At 73.2% G+C, this 15,096-nt stretch carries 13 protein-coding genes; 10 read left to right on the plus strand and 3 right to left on the minus strand.

What is annotated here, in order from left to right:
• Positions 1-125: 125 nt before the first annotated feature.
• Positions 126-527: a rhodanese-like domain-containing protein gene (locus AB0C15_RS27220; RefSeq protein ID WP_030488216.1), complete on the minus strand. Its 402-nt coding sequence runs from the start codon at positions 525-527 to the stop codon at positions 126-128.
• Between the two features lie 225 nt (positions 528-752).
• On the opposite strand from AB0C15_RS27220, the gene AB0C15_RS27225 reads away from it, so the two are divergent.
• From AB0C15_RS27225 to AB0C15_RS27245, 5 genes are all read left to right on the plus strand, one after another.
• Positions 753-1,421 carry a hypothetical protein gene (locus AB0C15_RS27225; RefSeq protein WP_357356554.1) on the plus strand — a complete coding sequence of 223 codons (669 nt, stop codon included), beginning with the start codon at positions 753-755 and terminating at the stop codon, positions 1,419-1,421.
• Between the two features lie 97 nt (positions 1,422-1,518).
• A complete protein-coding gene (locus AB0C15_RS27230; RefSeq protein WP_357356556.1) occupies positions 1,519-2,664 on the plus strand; it encodes a M48 family metallopeptidase in 1,146 nt (381 codons plus the stop codon).
• Between the two features lie 36 nt (positions 2,665-2,700).
• The gene (locus AB0C15_RS27235) at positions 2,701-4,044 is read left to right on the plus strand and encodes a dipeptidase (RefSeq protein ID WP_357356658.1); all 1,344 of its coding nucleotides are present in this window, start codon (positions 2,701-2,703) and stop codon (positions 4,042-4,044) included.
• A 77-nt stretch (positions 4,045-4,121) separates the two neighbouring features.
• Positions 4,122-4,328, plus strand: coding sequence for a hypothetical protein (locus AB0C15_RS27240; protein WP_030333429.1), 207 nt, complete (start codon positions 4,122-4,124; stop codon positions 4,326-4,328).
• 95 nt (positions 4,329-4,423) lie between these two features.
• A complete protein-coding gene (locus AB0C15_RS27245) occupies positions 4,424-6,016 on the plus strand; it encodes an ATP-dependent DNA ligase (RefSeq protein ID WP_357356558.1) in 1,593 nt (530 codons plus the stop codon).
• 7 nt (positions 6,017-6,023) lie between these two features.
• On the opposite strand, the gene AB0C15_RS27250 is transcribed toward AB0C15_RS27245, so the two are convergent.
• A complete protein-coding gene (locus tag AB0C15_RS27250) occupies positions 6,024-6,845 on the minus strand; it encodes an SURF1 family protein (protein ID WP_357356560.1) in 822 nt (273 codons plus the stop codon).
• A 206-nt stretch (positions 6,846-7,051) separates the two neighbouring features.
• On the opposite strand from AB0C15_RS27250, the gene AB0C15_RS27255 reads away from it, so the two are divergent.
• Together AB0C15_RS27255 and AB0C15_RS27260 are read left to right on the plus strand one after the other, a co-directional pair.
• A complete protein-coding gene (locus AB0C15_RS27255) occupies positions 7,052-8,455 on the plus strand; it encodes a cobyrinate a,c-diamide synthase (RefSeq protein WP_357356562.1) in 1,404 nt (467 codons plus the stop codon).
• Positions 8,452-9,021 carry a GNAT family protein gene (locus tag AB0C15_RS27260; protein ID WP_124777776.1) on the plus strand — a complete coding sequence of 190 codons (570 nt, stop codon included), beginning with the start codon at positions 8,452-8,454 and terminating at the stop codon, positions 9,019-9,021. The genes AB0C15_RS27255 and AB0C15_RS27260 overlap by 4 nt, the downstream gene beginning before the upstream one ends.
• Positions 9,022-9,060: 39 nt before the next feature.
• Here AB0C15_RS27260 and AB0C15_RS27265 read toward each other — a convergent pair whose 3' ends face one another.
• Positions 9,061-11,190: a transglycosylase domain-containing protein gene (locus AB0C15_RS27265; RefSeq protein ID WP_357356564.1), complete on the minus strand. Its 2,130-nt coding sequence runs from the start codon at positions 11,188-11,190 to the stop codon at positions 9,061-9,063.
• 121 nt (positions 11,191-11,311) lie between these two features.
• Here AB0C15_RS27265 and cobC point away from each other — a divergent pair, with 121 nt between their 5' ends.
• From cobC to cobA, 3 genes are read left to right on the plus strand one after another with little or no spacing between them, the layout of a single operon-like run.
• Positions 11,312-12,379: an Rv2231c family pyridoxal phosphate-dependent protein CobC gene (gene cobC / locus AB0C15_RS27270; protein WP_357356567.1), complete on the plus strand. Its 1,068-nt coding sequence runs from the start codon at positions 11,312-11,314 to the stop codon at positions 12,377-12,379.
• Positions 12,379-13,464: a nicotinate-nucleotide--dimethylbenzimidazole phosphoribosyltransferase gene (cobT, locus tag AB0C15_RS27275; protein ID WP_357356659.1), complete on the plus strand. Its 1,086-nt coding sequence runs from the start codon at positions 12,379-12,381 to the stop codon at positions 13,462-13,464. Before cobC ends, cobT begins: the two co-directional genes overlap by 1 nt.
• Before the next feature lie 40 nt (positions 13,465-13,504).
• Complete coding sequence (gene cobA, locus AB0C15_RS27280) at positions 13,505-14,746, plus strand: uroporphyrinogen-III C-methyltransferase (RefSeq protein WP_357356569.1); 1,242 nt, start codon at positions 13,505-13,507, stop codon at positions 14,744-14,746.
• Positions 14,747-15,096: the final 350 nt, after the last annotated feature.

A 15,096-nucleotide genomic window follows, 5' to 3' on the forward strand; every position in this document is an offset into this window, starting at 1 on the left:
ACCCAAAGATCACCCCCGCAACGACCTGCACCCCCACCCACCACCCCCACACCGTCAAGACCCCCCGACCAGCCAACTCAGGATGGAACTACCCCGGAGAAAGTGCGCATGGAGTCCAGCGCGGATCAGGGGCGGATGTCGGCGGGGCGGTCGGTTGTGGGTAGACCGGCGGCGAGCCAGGCGTCCACGCCGCCGATCATGTCGGTGGCCCGCCGCAGGCCGAGGGTCTGCAGGCTGGCGGCGGCCAGACTGGAGCTGTAACCCTGCCGGCACACCAGCACGATCTCCCGGTCGTATCCGGTGGCTTCCGGGATCCGCCAGGCGCTGGCCGGGTCGAGGCGCCATTCCAGTACGGTCCGGTCGATGACCACCGCGCCAGGCAGGTCGCCCTGTTCGCGGCGCTGCGGTTCGGTACGGGTGTCGACCAGCAACGCACCGCCGCGGACCGCCTCGACGGTCTGTTGCGGAGTCAGTCGGTGCAGCCCGGCGCGGGCCTGTTCGAGTAGGGCGTCTATGCCGGGGCTCATCACGTCTCGGAGCACCACCAGATCATCCCGATTCGGTGGCACCCCGAACGGCGAACGGGCTGCCCGTCACCCGTCGCCGCCCCAATTCCCCCGGACGTGACGGTGGCCGGCCGGGGGCCGTCAGCCGGACGTGTCGACGTGGCCCACCATGCCGCCCCACCGGGCATGATCGACACGACTTCAATGACGTCGCGGTGTCCTGCCGACAGGGATACCGCGACGTCAATGAAGCCGAGTCGATCGGAGGTTGTGTTGAACCCGGAGACTGGTGGGTCGACCGTGGCGGTTGTCGAGGCGTACGCCGAATTGGCTCGTCGGGTGCTCGCGGGCCCGGCGCGGTTGGGGCGGACCCGGCTGGTGGCTGTCGACGGGCCGAGTGGCGCGGGCAAGAGCCGGTTCGCCGCGCAGCTCGCGGATGCCCTGGCGGTCCCGCTCGGCGGTCGGCCGCCGGTGGTGCACACCGACGACCTGCTCGACGGGTGGGACGACCAGGTCACCTTCTGGCCCCGGCTCGAGGAGGGGGTGCTCGCCCCGCTGCGTGACGGGGAGCCGGGCGCCTACCGGCGGTACAGCTGGGTCCGGAAGTGCTTTCTCCCGAGGCCGATCGCCGTGCCGGTGGCCCCGGTGCTTGTGGTCGAGGGGGTGAGCGCCGCTCGGGCGGTCGTCCGGCCGGAGCTGACGCTCGGCGTGTTCGTCACCGCGCCCGCGGCGGTGCGGTTGGCACGCGCGGTGGCTCGGGACGGGCCGGAGATCCTGCCCGAGCTGCGTCGCTGGCATGACGGGGAGCGGGCGCACTTCGCCGCCGACGGAACCGCGAGCCAGGTCGACCTGCTTGTCGACGGCGCGCCGACACTGCCGCACGACGCGGACCGGTACTACGTGCGGCTGCGCTGAGTGGGCTCATGGCCAGGCCGCACGGGGCGAGCAGCCATGGACGCCGGGCGGTGACTGCGGCACGATGCGGGAGAGCTACGGCGAACGGGGAGCCACCATGACGGCAGCGGACGCGCCAGCGCGGCGTCGGATCACCCTCACCGGCATCAGCTCGCGGGCCTGGGAGCATCCGGCCGACCGGGGTGCCCTGGTCGCGTTGCGGGAGCTACGCGGTTTCGACGACGTGGTGCGGGCGTTCTTCGGGATGTGGAACGAGCGTGGTTTCCGGCTGTCCGTGCTGGCCTCCGGCATCCGGGTCGACCACCGTCAGTATCCGGCGGTGTGGCAGCGCTACACCGAGGCAGCGGCGGCGCTCGACGTGGCCGAGTTGCCCGAGTTGTACGTGACCCAGTCACCCTGGTTGGGTGCCGAGGCGGTCGGCCTGGAGCGGCCGTTCATCGTGTTGAACTCCGCGTGCGTGCAGCAACTCGACGAGGACGAGCTGCGGTGTCTGCTCGGCCACGAGTTGGGGCACGTGGGCAGTGGGCACGCCGTCTACAAGACCATGCTGATGATCCTCACCCGGTGGGCGGCCAACCTGAGCTGGTTGCCGGTCGGCGCGATCGCGCTGCGGGCGATCATCGCGGCGATGCTCGAGTGGTGGCGCAAGGCCGAGCTGTCCGCCGACCGGGCCGGCCTGCTCGCCGGGCAGGACCCGGCCGCCGCGCTGCGGCTGCTGATGAAGCTGGCGGGCGGCGGCGACCTGTCCCAGATCGACACCACCGCCTTCCTGGAGCAGGCCGCCGAGTACGCCGGCGGTGGCGACCTGCGCGACAGCCTGCACAAGATCCGGATGACCGCGTGGAGCACCCACCCGACGCCTGTGGCGCGGGCGGCGCAGCTGCGCCAGTGGATCGACTCCGGGGCGTACGGGCGGGTGCTGGCCGGGGACTATCCGCGCCGGGAGGACGACAGCTCGACAAGCGTCTCGGAGGAGATCAAGGCGGCTGCCGAGTCGTACCGGGAGGAGTTCAGCCGGTCCACCGACCCGCTCGTCGGGTTGCTGCGCCGGCTTGGTGACGGCGCGAGCGACGTCGGCGAGTGGGTGGGCGGCACCGCCGGTCGGGCCCGCTCGTGGATGGACGCCGCCACCGAGGCGGCCGGCCGCGCACACCGCGCCGGTCGGGCCGCCCCCGGTGCGCGGGCCGGCGCCGGCCCCACCGACGGCGGTGACGGTACGGGCTCCGGCGGCACGCCCAGGTAAGGCCGGCATACGATGCCGGTCATGACCTCACCGATCATGTCCGAGTCCGAGGTGCGGGCCGCCGTCGAGCGGGAGATGCCCGGCGTCCGCGCCGACCTCGAGCGCCTCGTCCGCATCCCCGGCATCGCCTTCGAGGGCTTCGACCACTCGCACGTGGAACGCTCCGCCGCGGCGGTCGCCGAGCTGCTGCGCGGCTGTGGCCTCGACGTCGACATCGTGCGATCCGGCGGGCAGCCGGCGGTGATCGGCAGGCGGGCCGCCCCGCCCGGCGCACCCACCGTGCTCCTCTACGCCCACCACGACGTGCAGCCGGTCGGTGACCTGTCGCTGTGGGAGTCCGACCCGTTCGAGCCGGTGGAGCGGGACGGCCGGCTCTACGCGCGGGGCGCGGCCGACGACAAGGCCGGGATCATGGCGCACGTCGCGGCGCTGCGCGCGTACGGCGACGCGCTTCCGGTCGGCGTGGTCCTCTTCATCGAGGGCGAGGAGGAGTACGGCTCCGACTCGTTGGAGCAGTTGCTCGCCGAGCACCGCGAGCAGCTCACCTCCGACGTCATCGTGATCGCCGACTCCGGCAACTGGGACATCGGCGTACCGGCGTTGACCACCTCGCTGCGGGGCATCGTCAACTGCTTCGTCGAGGTGCGCACGCTCGACCACGCGGTGCACAGCGGCATGTTCGGCGGTGCCGTGCCGGACGCGCTCACCGCGCTCGTGCGATTGCTTGCCACGCTTCACGACGATGCCGGCGACGTGGCAGTGGACGGTCTGGTGGGCCGGGAGGGCGCCACCGTCGACTACCCGGAGGACCGGGTCCGGGCCGAGGCGGGGCTCGCCGACGGCGTGCAGTTCATCGGCAGCGGCCGGATCACCGACCGGCTCTGGACGAAGCCGGCGCTGGCCATCCTCGGTGTCGATGCGCCGTCCACCGGCGAGGCGCCGAACGCCCTGGTCCCGGCCGCGAAGGCGAAGCTCAGCATCCGCCTCGCCCCGGGCGACGACCCCAAGCGGGCGTACGCGGCGGTGCGCGCGCACCTGGAGCGGCACGCGCCGTGGGGAGCGCAGGTGACCGTCACCTTCGAACACGACGGTGACCCGTGTGTGATCGACGCGTCCGGGCCGATGTTCGACGCTGCCCGTTCGGCCTTCCGGACCGCCTGGGACGGCACCGAGCCGGTGGACATCGGCGTCGGCGGCTCGATCCCGTTCATCGCCACCTTCCAGGACATGTTCCCGAAGGCGGCGATCCTGGTGACCGGCGTGGAGGACCCGCACGCCCGCGCGCACGGCCCGAACGAGAGCCTGCACCTCGGGGAGTTCGCCCGGGTCTGCCTCGCCGAGGCGCTGCTGCTGCGCAACGTGGCGGCGACCGGCAGTTAGGCAGCAGAACGACAACTTTGGGCCTGATCTGGGAGTTTACGGCGTGTCGGATGGTCAGCTGTTATAGCCTTTCGTACATGAGTACGAACGAGGTGATGGCCCGGTTGGGGGCCGCTGTCAGCGCGCTGGGAGATGTCGATGTCTCCGCGTGGTCCGAGGACACGCTCAACGAACAGCTCGGTGAGCTCTCCGCCGCTCTGGTCGCCCTCGACTCGGTGCTCTCCCGGGTCGCCGGTGAGGTCCGCGCCCGAGGGTTGCGCATCGAGGAGCCCGTCTCCGCTTAGGGCGCCCTGATCCGTCGTCCGCGTGAGTGGGCGGCACCCTGCCGACACCGCCCGGGCACGGCAATGCCCGGGCGGTGTCGGAGGTGACTGGCAGGATGAGCGGCGTGCGGTTCCTCGATCTGGCAGCAACCTCCGCCGCCGTCGGTGCCACCAGTGGCCGACGGGCCAAGGTGGAGCTGCTCGCCGACGCGCTGCGCCGCCTCGACCCCGACGAGGTCGAGCCCGGCTCCGGCTATCTCGCCGGTGAGCTGCGTCAACGGCAGACCGGCGTCGGCTATGCGAGCCTTCGTGACCTGCCGCCACCGGCAGCCGAGCCGACGTTGACGGTGGCCGCCGTGGACGCGGCCATCGCGCAGATCGCCGCCGTGCACGGGTCGGGCTCGCAGGCACGGCGGCGGGCGCTGCTCGGTGCCCTCTACGCGGCGGCGACGGCCGACGAGCAACGCCTGCTCAGCGGCCTGTTCAGTGGTGAGCTACGCCAGGGCGCCCAGGCCGGGCTCCTCGCCGACGCGGTGGCCCGGGCCGCCGAGGTGCCGGTGGCGGCGGTCCGCCGCGCGCTGCTGCTCGCCGGTGACCTGCGGGCGGTGGCGGTGGCCGCGCTCGCCGGAGGGGCCGCCGAGTTGGCCGGGTTCGGTCTGCGGGTCGGCCGCCCGCTGGCGCCGATGCTCGCGCAGAGCGCCCCCTCGGTCGACGAGGCGCTCGCCGCGACCGGCACACCGGCGGTGGTCGACGTGAAGCTCGACGGCATCCGCATCCAGGTGCACCGCTCCGGCGCCGACATCGCCGTGTTCACCCGCAGCCTCGACGAGATCACCACACGGGTGCCCGAGGTGGTCGCCGCGGTCCGTGCCCTGCCCGGCCGGGAGTTGGTCCTCGACGGCGAGGCGATCGGCCTGGACGAGACCGGTCGGCCACTGCCGTTCCAGCAGACGTCGAGCCGGGCCGCCCGACGCACCACCCCCAGCACCACCGGCCGCACACCCGTCGCCCCGGCGGTGCTCGCGGCGGCCGCCAGCACGGGCGCGACGGTGCTCACCCCGTACTTCTTCGACCTGCTGCACCTCGACGGCCAGGATCTGATCGACCTGCCCGGCCGGGAGCGGTGGGCCGCCCTGGCCGGTGCGGTCGATCCGTCGCTGCTGGTCGGGCGGATGGAGGTCGACGGCCCGGAGCAGGCCGGTGCCGCTTTCGCCGCCGCGCTCGCCGCCGGGCAGGAGGGCGTGGTGGTCAAGGCGCCGGACGCGCCCTACGACGCCGGCCGGCGCGGTGCCGCCTGGGTCAAGGTGAAACCACGGCACACCCTCGACCTGGTGGTGCTCGCCGTCGAGTGGGGCAGCGGCCGACGCAAGGGCTGGCTGTCCAACCTGCATCTGGGTGCCCGGGACGCGCGCACCGGCGACTTCGTCATGCTCGGCAAGACGTTCAAGGGGCTCACCGACGAGTTGCTGCGGTGGCAGACCGAGCGCTTCCTCGACCTCGCCGTGGAGCGCGGCGACTGGGTGGTCCGGGTCCGTCCCGAGCAGGTGGTGGAGATCGCCTTCGACGGGGTGCAGACGAGTTCGCGCTACCCCGGGGGGATGGCGCTGCGGTTCGCCCGGGTGGTGCGTTACCGCGACGACAAGTCGGCTGCCGAGGCGGACACCATCGACGCGGTCCGCGCCATCCACGCCGGCCGGGCGAGTGGTTGACGGGAAATCAGGCGGACGCGGTGGGCGTCGGCTCGGCGGCCCGGTCCAGGGGCGCCGCCGTGGTGCCGATGCCGGCGGCCCGACGCGCCTCCCGACGGGCCACCCAGCCGTAGCCGAACAGCGCCATCACGGCGAAGAGCCACCACTGCACGACGTAGCCGAAGTTCTGCCAGTTGTTGGCGTGCCCGACCGGCACCGCCTTGAACACCGGGTCGGCTGCGGGGGTCTGCTCGTCGAGCAGCAGGTACGCGCCGTAGACCGGGTAGGGCAGCTCGCCGGCCAGCCGGGACACCCCGATCCGCCGGATCTCCAGCAGCCCGTCGCGCCGGTTGACCGCGCCCGCGCCGCTCTCGGGCTCGTGCACCCGGCCGACCACCGTCACGTCGCCGGTTGGCGCGGCGGGCACCGTCGGCTGGGCGGACGCCCCACCCGGGGCGGGCGGGATCCAGCCCCGGTCCACGAGCAGCGCCGTGCCGTCGGCGAGGACCAGCGGGGTGAGCACCTCGAAGCCGACCCGGCTGTCCACCGTCCGGCCACGGACCAGCACGGTGTTCGTGGGGTCGTACCGACCGGTAACGGTGACCCGGGTCCAGACCTTGTCCTCGGCGGGGGCCGGACCGGCCGTCCCCGCGCCCCCGGTGGGCGCGCGCAGGGCGTCGGCGAGCGGCGCGGGAGCCATCCGCTGGCCCGCGTCGATCCGCTCGTTGACCTCGGTACGCCCCCGGTAGCGGTCCAGCTGCCAGTTGCCGAGGAACACCATGACCGCGGCGGCGACCAGGGTCAGCGCGAGAGCGCCCAGCCAGCGTGGGCTCAGCAGGAACCGGTACACGGCACCGAGGCTACTCGTATGACCGGCGCCACTGACCTGGACCGGGCCGCACCGCGCCGGGACCGGCGTCGTGGGCCCCGGCCAGGGCCGGATCGTCGGCCCCGGTTGGCGGTGCTCGCGCCTTCGGACGGACGGGTATCGTCACGCCGACGGATCGGCCTCGGTCGTCCCGTCGCGTACCCGCCGCCGCTCGCGAGGAGTCGATGATGACCGTCGTGCCGCGCCTGGTGCTCAGCGCGCCGTCCTCCGGGCACGGTAAGAACGCGCTGGCGATCGGGCTGCTCGCCGCCCTGGCCGAGCGAGAGATCGACGTCGCCGGGTTCAAGCTCGGGCCGGACTACGTCGACGCCGCCTACCTCGGCCTCGCCTCCGGTCGACCCGGTCGGATGATCGACCCCAGGCTGGTCGGCGCCGATCTCCTCGCCCCGCTCGTGGCGCACGGCGCCGCCGGTGCCGGGCTGGCCGTGGTGCAGGGCAGCATGGGGCTGTACGACTCGGTCGGTGGGCGTCCTGAGCAGGAGTCCACGGCTGCGGCGGCCGCCGCGCTGCGCAGCCCGGTGGTGCTCGTCGTCGACGTGGCTGCGATGGGCCAGTCGGTGGCGGCCCTGGTGCACGGTTTCCGCTCGTACGACGAGCAGTTGTGGCTCGGCGGGGTGATCCTCAACCGGGTGGCCTCGTCGCGGCACGAGGCGTTGCTGCGCGAGGCGTTGGACGACGTGGGGGTGCCGGTCTACGGCGCGCTGCGCCGCCAGGACCTGCCGGCGGTGCTGCCGTCGCGGCGGCACGGCGTGGCCCCGGTGGTCGAGGGTTCGGCCGACGCCGTCCGTGCGGTCCGCCGGCTCGGCGAGGCCGTCGCCGCCACCGTCGACCTGGAGCGGCTGCTCGGGCTGGCCCGCTCGGCACCGCCGCTGCCGGCACCGGCCTGGTCGGCCGAGGAGGCCCTCGGCGCGTTCACGCCCCCGGCGAACCGTCCGCTGGTGGCGGTGGCCGGCGGGTCGGGCGGCAGCTTCAGCCACCCGGAGACCACCGAGTTGCTCCGGGCCGCCGGTGCCGAGGTCGTCGTCGTCGACCCGCTTCGCGACGAGGCGTTGCCGGTCGGCACCCGCGCGCTCGTCGTCGGCGGCGCGCTGCCCGAGGCGTACGCCGAGCAGTTGTCGGCCAACCGGCGGCTCTGCATCGCGGTGGCCGAGTTGGCGCGGACCGGGCGTCCGGTGATCGCCGAGGGCGCCGGGCTGCTCTGGCTGGCCCGGGAGCTGGACGGCCTGCCGATGTGCGGCGTGCTGGACGCGGTCGGCGTCAGCCGGGACGGGGTGGTGGCCGGCTACCGGGAGGCGACCGCCCAGACCGACAGCGTGGTCGCCGCCACCGGCACGGTGCTGGTCGGGCACAAGGCACACCGTGCCGTGCTCACCCCGCGTGCTGGTCAGCGCCCGGCCTGGAGCTGGGAGGGCGGCACGCCGGAGGGCTTCGTCTGGCGCAACGTGCACGCCTCGCAGCTCACCCTGCACTGGGCCGGTCATCCGGCGACGGCCGCCCGGCTGGTCGCGGCGGCGGCGACCGATCCGACGAGCGAGGTGGTGCCCGCCCAGCCGGGCGGGGTGTCGGTGTGATCGGTCAGGTGGCGGTGCGCCGATTCCCGGCGCTCACCGTCTCCACCCCGCGTACCGAGGTGCGTCAGCTCACGGCGGCCGACGCGGCGGCGGCCGGGGAGATCTTCGCCGACAAGCTGACCCGGCGTTGGCTGCCGCTGCCCGACGACTCCGGCCCGATCGACGGGTTGGCCTGGTGCACCGATCTGGCCCGACAGCGGCGCGACAGCGGGGAGGGCGACCACTACGCGGTGCTCCGGCGGGAGGACGACCAGGTGGTGGGCTCGCTCTGGACCCGGCGCACCGACTGGGGCGCGCGCCTCACCGAGATCTCCTACGCGATGGCGGCACCCGCGCGGGGCTTCGGCCTCGCCGCCGAGGCGGTCGACGCGGTGGCGATCGCGCTGATCCTCGAGCACGGCTTCCAACGGGTCGAGCTGCGGGTGGCACCCGGCAACCTGGCCTCGCGCCGGGTCGCGGAGAAGGCCGGGTTCAGCTACGAGGGTCTGCTGCGCAACGCCGGGTTCGTCAGCGGCGGCCGGGTGGATCTGGAGCTCTGGTCGTTCGTCGCCGCTGACCTGCGCTGACCTGTGCTGAGCCGCGCTGACCTGCGCTGACGTGCGGGCTCAGCCGACGATGGCGTCCGATGGTGGGGTGAACTGGCGGGTCGGTGTGCCCTTCAGACCGTCGCGCAGGGTCTGCGAAACCGCCTGGATCGGGATCTGGGACTGTCCGTCACCGACCGCGTTGAACGGGTTGTCCGGGTCGGAGATGAAGCTCGCCGCGGCCAACTCCGGGGTGTAGCCCACGAACCAGGCGGACCGGGTGCTGTCCGTCGTACCGGTCTTGCCGGCGACCGGGCGTCCGACGGTGCCCCGCACGCTGTCGGCGGTGGACCAGCCGCCGCAGCTTCCGCGGGCCGGGGTGTCCCCGGTGGGGCAGCGGGCCGCGTCGGTGGCCGCCCGCGCGGCGTCCGCGCTCACCACCTGCCGGCAGCGGGGCTTGGCCACCTCGCGGTGCAGACCGCCGGGTGTGGCGTACGTGGCGGGCGTGCCGTCCCGGTTCATGATCGCTTGCACCGGGATGGCTTCGCAGTAGCGGCCGTCGGCAGCGATGGCCGCGTACGCGTTCGCCATCTCCAGCGGGGTGGCGTCGGAGACGCCCAGGGTGAACGCTCCCCACTTCTTCGCCTTGGCCGGGGACGCCTGTTCCCGGTCGACGTCGGTCCGCCACCGCAGCCCGAGTTGTTCGGCCAACCGGACCGCCCGGTCCGCGCCGACCTTCTCCTCCAGCCACACGAAGTACGTGTTGACCGACTTGCCGAAGCCGGACCACATGGTCTGCTGGCCGGTCATCGCGCCGCTGGCGTTCGAGGGCGCCCATCCGTCGTACACCGCCGACTTGTAGCGGTAGGGCGCGTTGAACGAGGTGGAGAGGGTCATCCCGGAATCCAGCGCGGCAAGCATCGGGAACATCTTGAACGTCGACCCGGCCTGGTAACCGGCCAGGTCGCCGCCACCGAGCAGCGGCGCCACCGTGTTCGGGTAGTTGGCCTTCACCTTCGGCCCGGCCTCGGGGTTGGAACTCTGCGGGTTGTCGGCCAGGTCCAGCGAGTACGTGCGGTTCACCGCCATCGCCTTCACCCGCCCGGTGCCCGGCTCGGAGACCACGATGCCGTTGGCGAACGGGCTTCCGGTGGCGTCCTTGGCCCCCACGTTCTTCTCGGCCGCCTCCTGGACCTTCGGGTCGAGGCTGAGCACGATCCGGTAGCCGCCCCGGCGCAGGTTGTCCATCCGATCCAGCCGGTTCGCCCCGAACGCGGGCTGTGCGCTCCACCAGTTCTTCAGGTAGTCGCAGGCGAAGCCCCAACTGTTGTACTTCTCCGGGATGGCCGCGCAGTCGTGCGGTGGGGTGGTCAGCTTGAGCCGGATCGGCTCGGACTTGGCGGCGGTGGCCGAGTCGGGGGAGAGGTAGCCGAGTTGGCTCATCCGGTCCAGCACGTAGTTGCGCCGTCCGGTGGCCTCCTTCTGGTCGGAGTCCGCCGGGTCGTACTCGGAGGGGGACTTGACCAGGCCGGCGAGGGTGGCTGCCTCGACCGGGGTGAGGTCCTTCGGGGTCTTGGAGAAGAAGATCTCGCTGGCCGCGTAGATGCCGTACGCCCGGTGCCCGAAGTACGCCGAGTTCAGGTAGCGCTCCATGATCTGTTCCTTGCTCAACTCCTTCTCCAGGTCCAGCGCCATCCGCATCTCCTTGACCTTGCGGATGCTCGTCTGCTGGGTCGCCTCCTGGACCTCCCTGGGCGTGGTAGCGCTGTCCCGCAGAGCCATCCGGACGTACTGCATGGTCAGCGTCGACGCGCCCTGGGAGCCACCGGAGCGGGCGTTGGAGACGAAGGCCCGGGCCACGCCCTTCGGGTCGACGCCGTGGTGCTGGTAGAAGCGGGAGTCCTCGGCCGCCACGATCGCCTGCTGGATGTTCGGCGACATGTCGGACAGTTTGGTGTACTGCCGGTACTCCTCGTAGAACATGGTCAGCACGGTCTTGCCGTCGGGGGCGTAGAGGTAGGAGGTTTCGGCGGGCAGGGCGGTCTTCAGCACCCGGGTCTTCTGGTCCACGGCGTGTGCGGTGGCCTTCGCGCCGATCCCGGTGAGGGCGACCACCGGGTAGGCGACGGCGGCGATCACGATTCCGGCGATCAGCCCGGCGCGGAGGAGAGGGACGAGTCGACCAGCGGCAGCAAGGGGTCGGTTGCTCACAGGGTCAAGTTATGACATTTCCGATTCGTACATGAGAAGAACTCTTAAGCCGGCGAGTGGTGACGCGGCTTACGCCGAGATCGTCTGTCCCCCCGGCCGCCTTCCCGGCAGGATCGCGGACATGCCCGAGCCGACGGCCGACTGCGACGCCGACCTGACACACCACGGCGATGCGGAGGCCACCGCCGGCCTGATCGACCTCGCCGTCAACGTCCGTCGGGCGCGACCTCCCGCCTGGCTGGCCGACCCGATCGCCGCGACCCTGACCGACCTGGCCCGCTATCCGGACCCGGCACCGGCCCGCGCCGCGGTCGCCGCCCGACATCGCCGTCACCCGAACGAGGTGCTGCTCACCGCCGGTGCCGCCGAGGGGTTCGTGCTCATCGCCCAGGCGCTGCGCGGCGTTCGCCGCCCGGTGGTGGTGCACCCTCAGTTCACCGAGCCGGAGGCTGCGCTGCGGGCCGCCGGTCACCAGGTCGAGCGGGTGCTGCTCGACGCCGCCGACGGCTTCCGGCTCGACCCGGCCCGGGTGCCCGCCGACGCCGACCTCGTGATGATCGGCAACCCGACCAACCCGACCTCGGTGCTGCACCCCGCCCGGACGGTGGCCGCGCTGGCCCGCCCCGGCCGGGTGCTGGTGGTCGACGAGGCGTTCGCCGACACCACGATCGCCAGCGGGCACCCCGGCGAACCGGAGTCGCTGGCGCAGCGGCGCGACCTGCCCGGCCTGCTCGTCGTCCGCAGCCTCACCAAGACGTGGGGTCTGGCCGGCCTCCGGATCGGCTACCTGCTCGGCGCCGCGGAGCTGCTGTCCCGGCTGGCCGCCGTCCAACCGCTCTGGGCCGTCTCCACGCCCGCGCTGGCCGCCGCGTCGGCCTGCGCCAGCGCCGTCGCGGTCCAGGCCGAGCGCGCGATCGCCGTCGAACTCGCCGCCGACCGCGACCACCTGGTCGCGCGCCTCACCGACCTGCCAGGTGTACGCGTCGTCGGCCGTCCCGCAAGCGCCTTCGTCCTCCTGCACCTGCCCGGCGCCACCCCCATCCGGGCCGCCCTGCGCGAGCGCGGCTGGGCGGTGCGCCGCGGCGACACCTTTCCCGGCCTCGGCCCGGACTGGCTGCGGGTGGCCGTCCGCGACCAGGACACCACCGACGCGTTCATCGACGTGCTGCGCGAGATCATGGAGGCATGATGTTGGAGACCACGATCGCGGCGATCCGCCCGGCGGACGAAGCGGCGATGGCCGCCGCCCGGGAGCTGCACGGCCGGCTGACCAAGCCGGCGGGCTCGCTTGGCGCGCTGGAGGAGCTTTCGGTACGCCTCGCCGGCCTGGCCGGAACCTGCCCGCCACCGCTGCCCGAGCCGGCCGCGGTGGCGATCTTCGCGGGCGACCACGGCGTGCACGCCCAGCGGGTGAGCCCGTGGCCGCAGGAGGTCACCGCGCAGATGATCGGCAACTTCCTGGCCGGTGGAGCGGTGGTCAACGCGTTCGCCCGCCAGGCCGGCGCCTCGGTCACCGTGGTGGATGTCGGCGTGGCCACCCCGCTGCCCACCGACCCCACCGCCCAAGCAGCCGTGCTCGACCCGGCCGTGCCTCGGCTGGTTGTCGCGTCGGTCCGCCGGGGCACCCGCGACCTCACGGTGACCGCCGCGCTGACCCGAGACGAGGCGCTGGCGGCGGTGCAGACCGGCATCCGGATCGCCGACGAGCTGATCGACGCCGGCGCCGGCATCCTGCTCACCGGGGACATGGGCATCGCCAACACCACCCCGGCCGCCGCGCTGATCGCCGCGTTCACCGGCGCCGACCCGCTCGACGCCACCGGGCGGGGCACCGGGGTCGACGACGCGACGTACGCGCACAAGGTGGCGGTGGTGCGGGCCGCGCTGGCCCGGCACACCCCCGACCCGGCCGACCCGCTGGGGGTGCTTGCCGCCGTCGGTGGTCTGGAGCACGCCGCCCTGGCCGGGCTGATCCTCGGGGCGGCTGCCCGCCGTACGCCGGTGCTGCTGGACGGGGTGATCGCGGTCTCGGCCGCGCTCGCCGCCGCAACGTTCGCCCCGGACGCGGTCTGCGCCATGGTGGCCGGCCACCGTTCGGCCGAGCCCGGTGCCACCGTGGCGCTGCGGCACCTCGGCCTCGATCCGCTGATCGACCTGGGGCTACGCCTCGGCGAGGGCACCGGAGCGCTGCTGGCGCTGCCCGTGGTCACCGGCGCGGTCCGGGTGCTGCACGAGGTGGCCACGTTCGACTCCGCCGGGGTGGCCGAGAAGTGACCACGTGCAATGAACGAACCGACCGCCCCGGTGGTGCGCGGTGACCTCCAATCCGTACCCCCTGGGTTTGCGGCTGCACGGGCGGCGGGTGGTCGTGGTGGGTGGCGGCGCGGTCGCCACCCGGCGCGTACCCGCGCTGCTGGACGCCGGCGCGGACGTCCTGCTGGTGGCCCCGGAGCTGACCCCGGCGCTGCGCGCGCGGGCCGACGCGGGCCGGCTGCACTGGGTGCCGCGCCGGTTCGTGCCCGAGGACCTGGACGGCGCCTGGCTGGTCCAGGTCGCTGTCGACGACCCGATGGCGGCGGCTGCGGTGAGCGCCGCCGCCGCCGAGCGACGGATCTTCTGTGTCCGGGCCGACGACCGGACTGCCGCCACCGCCTGGACCCCGGCCGTGACCCGGCACGGTCCGGTCACCGTGGCGGTGCTCGGCGGCGGCGACCCCCGCCGGGCGATGACCGTCCGCGACGCGATCCGCGACCTCCTCGCCGTGCGCCTGGCCCCGGACGGGGTCGCTGGCCGGCCCGACGCTGCCACTCAGACGACCGGCGGACGGCAGGCCGGACGGGTGGCGCTGGTCGGGGCCGGGCCGGGGGACCCGGAGCTGATCACCGTGAAGGGCTGGCGGCTGCTCACCGAGGCCGACGTGGTGGTCGCCGACCGGCTGGTGCCCGGGCTGCTCCTCGACGAGCTGCGCCCGGACATCGAGCTAGTGGACGCGTCGAAGATCCCCTACGGCCCGTCCCGGGCGCAGGAGGAGATCAACCAGATCCTGGTGGACCGGGCCCTGGCCGGTGCCGTCGTGGTGCGGCTCAAGGGCGGTGACCCGTACGTCTTCGGGCGCGGCGGTGAGGAGTTGCTGGCCTGCGCTGCGGCCGGAGTGCCGGTGACGGTGGTGCCCGGGGTGACCAGCTCGATCGCCGCGCCGGCCGCGGCCGGCATCCCGGTCACCCATCGGGGGGTGGCGCACGAGTTCACCGTGGTCTCCGGACACCTGGCACCCGACGCGCCGGCCTCACTGGTGCGCTGGGACGCCCTCGCCGGGCTGCACGGCACCCTGGTGATCCTGATGGGGCTGAAGAACCTCGCTGCCATCACGGCCACCCTGATCGCCCAAGGTCGGTCACCGGAGACGCCGGCCGCAGTCGTCCAGGAAGCCACCACGGGCACGCAGCGGGTCCTGCGGTCCACGCTTGACGCGGTGGCCGCCGACGCGCTAGCGACTGACATCCGCCCACCCGCAGTAGTCGTGGTCGGCGATGTGGTGAACGCCCTCGACGCCTGAGGGGCGGACGGGCTCCGGCGCTACTCCAGCGAGGACGAGGTCGCGCCTCTGGCACAGCCGTTCGCGGGTCCGGCAGGGCTGAATGCTCCAACCCCTGCGTGATGCCAGGAAGCCGACCGCATCTTGCAAGACAAGTGTGATGGGGTTCGGTTGGTACCCCAACTACCGCCGGGCCATGTCCGCGCCTGCGGTGCGATCTGAAACGTGTTCGCGCTGGCATCACGTTGCGTGGATCGGTTACTCTGTCCAGGTCATGCCGCCGGTTGCAACCGGCCGTAGGGCACAGGGCCTTCCCTAAATGTATAAATGTAATTTCGGGAAGCTGGAAGCCCTGGGGTGGGAGTCGCCGA

The sequence above is a fragment of the Micromonospora sp. NPDC048835 genome (genome assembly GCF_040649995.1).
In the GTDB taxonomy this organism is placed as follows: Bacteria; Actinomycetota; Actinomycetes; order Mycobacteriales; family Micromonosporaceae; genus Micromonospora.

Bases quoted from the DNA above. Each gene is read 5' to 3' on its own strand.
- AB0C15_RS27240 (WP_030333429.1), top strand. From the start codon at position 4,122: ATGAGTACGAACGAGGTGATGGCCCGGTTGGGGGCCGCTGTCAGCGCG.
- AB0C15_RS27245 (WP_357356558.1), top strand. From the start codon at position 4,424: ATGAGCGGCGTGCGGTTCCTCGATCTGGCAGCAACCTCCGCCGCCGTC.
- AB0C15_RS27235 (WP_357356658.1), top strand. From the start codon at position 2,701: ATGTCCGAGTCCGAGGTGCGGGCCGCCGTCGAGCGGGAGATGCCCGGC.
- AB0C15_RS27220 (WP_030488216.1), bottom strand. From the start codon at position 527: ATGAGCCCCGGCATAGACGCCCTACTCGAACAGGCCCGCGCCGGGCTG.
- cobT (WP_357356659.1), top strand. From the start codon at position 12,379: ATGTTGGAGACCACGATCGCGGCGATCCGCCCGGCGGACGAAGCGGCG.
- AB0C15_RS27225 (WP_357356554.1), top strand. From the start codon at position 753: ATGAAGCCGAGTCGATCGGAGGTTGTGTTGAACCCGGAGACTGGTGGG.
- AB0C15_RS27255 (WP_357356562.1), top strand. From the start codon at position 7,052: ATGACCGTCGTGCCGCGCCTGGTGCTCAGCGCGCCGTCCTCCGGGCAC.
- AB0C15_RS27230 (WP_357356556.1), top strand. From the start codon at position 1,519: ATGACGGCAGCGGACGCGCCAGCGCGGCGTCGGATCACCCTCACCGGC.
- cobC (WP_357356567.1), top strand. From the start codon at position 11,312: ATGCCCGAGCCGACGGCCGACTGCGACGCCGACCTGACACACCACGGC.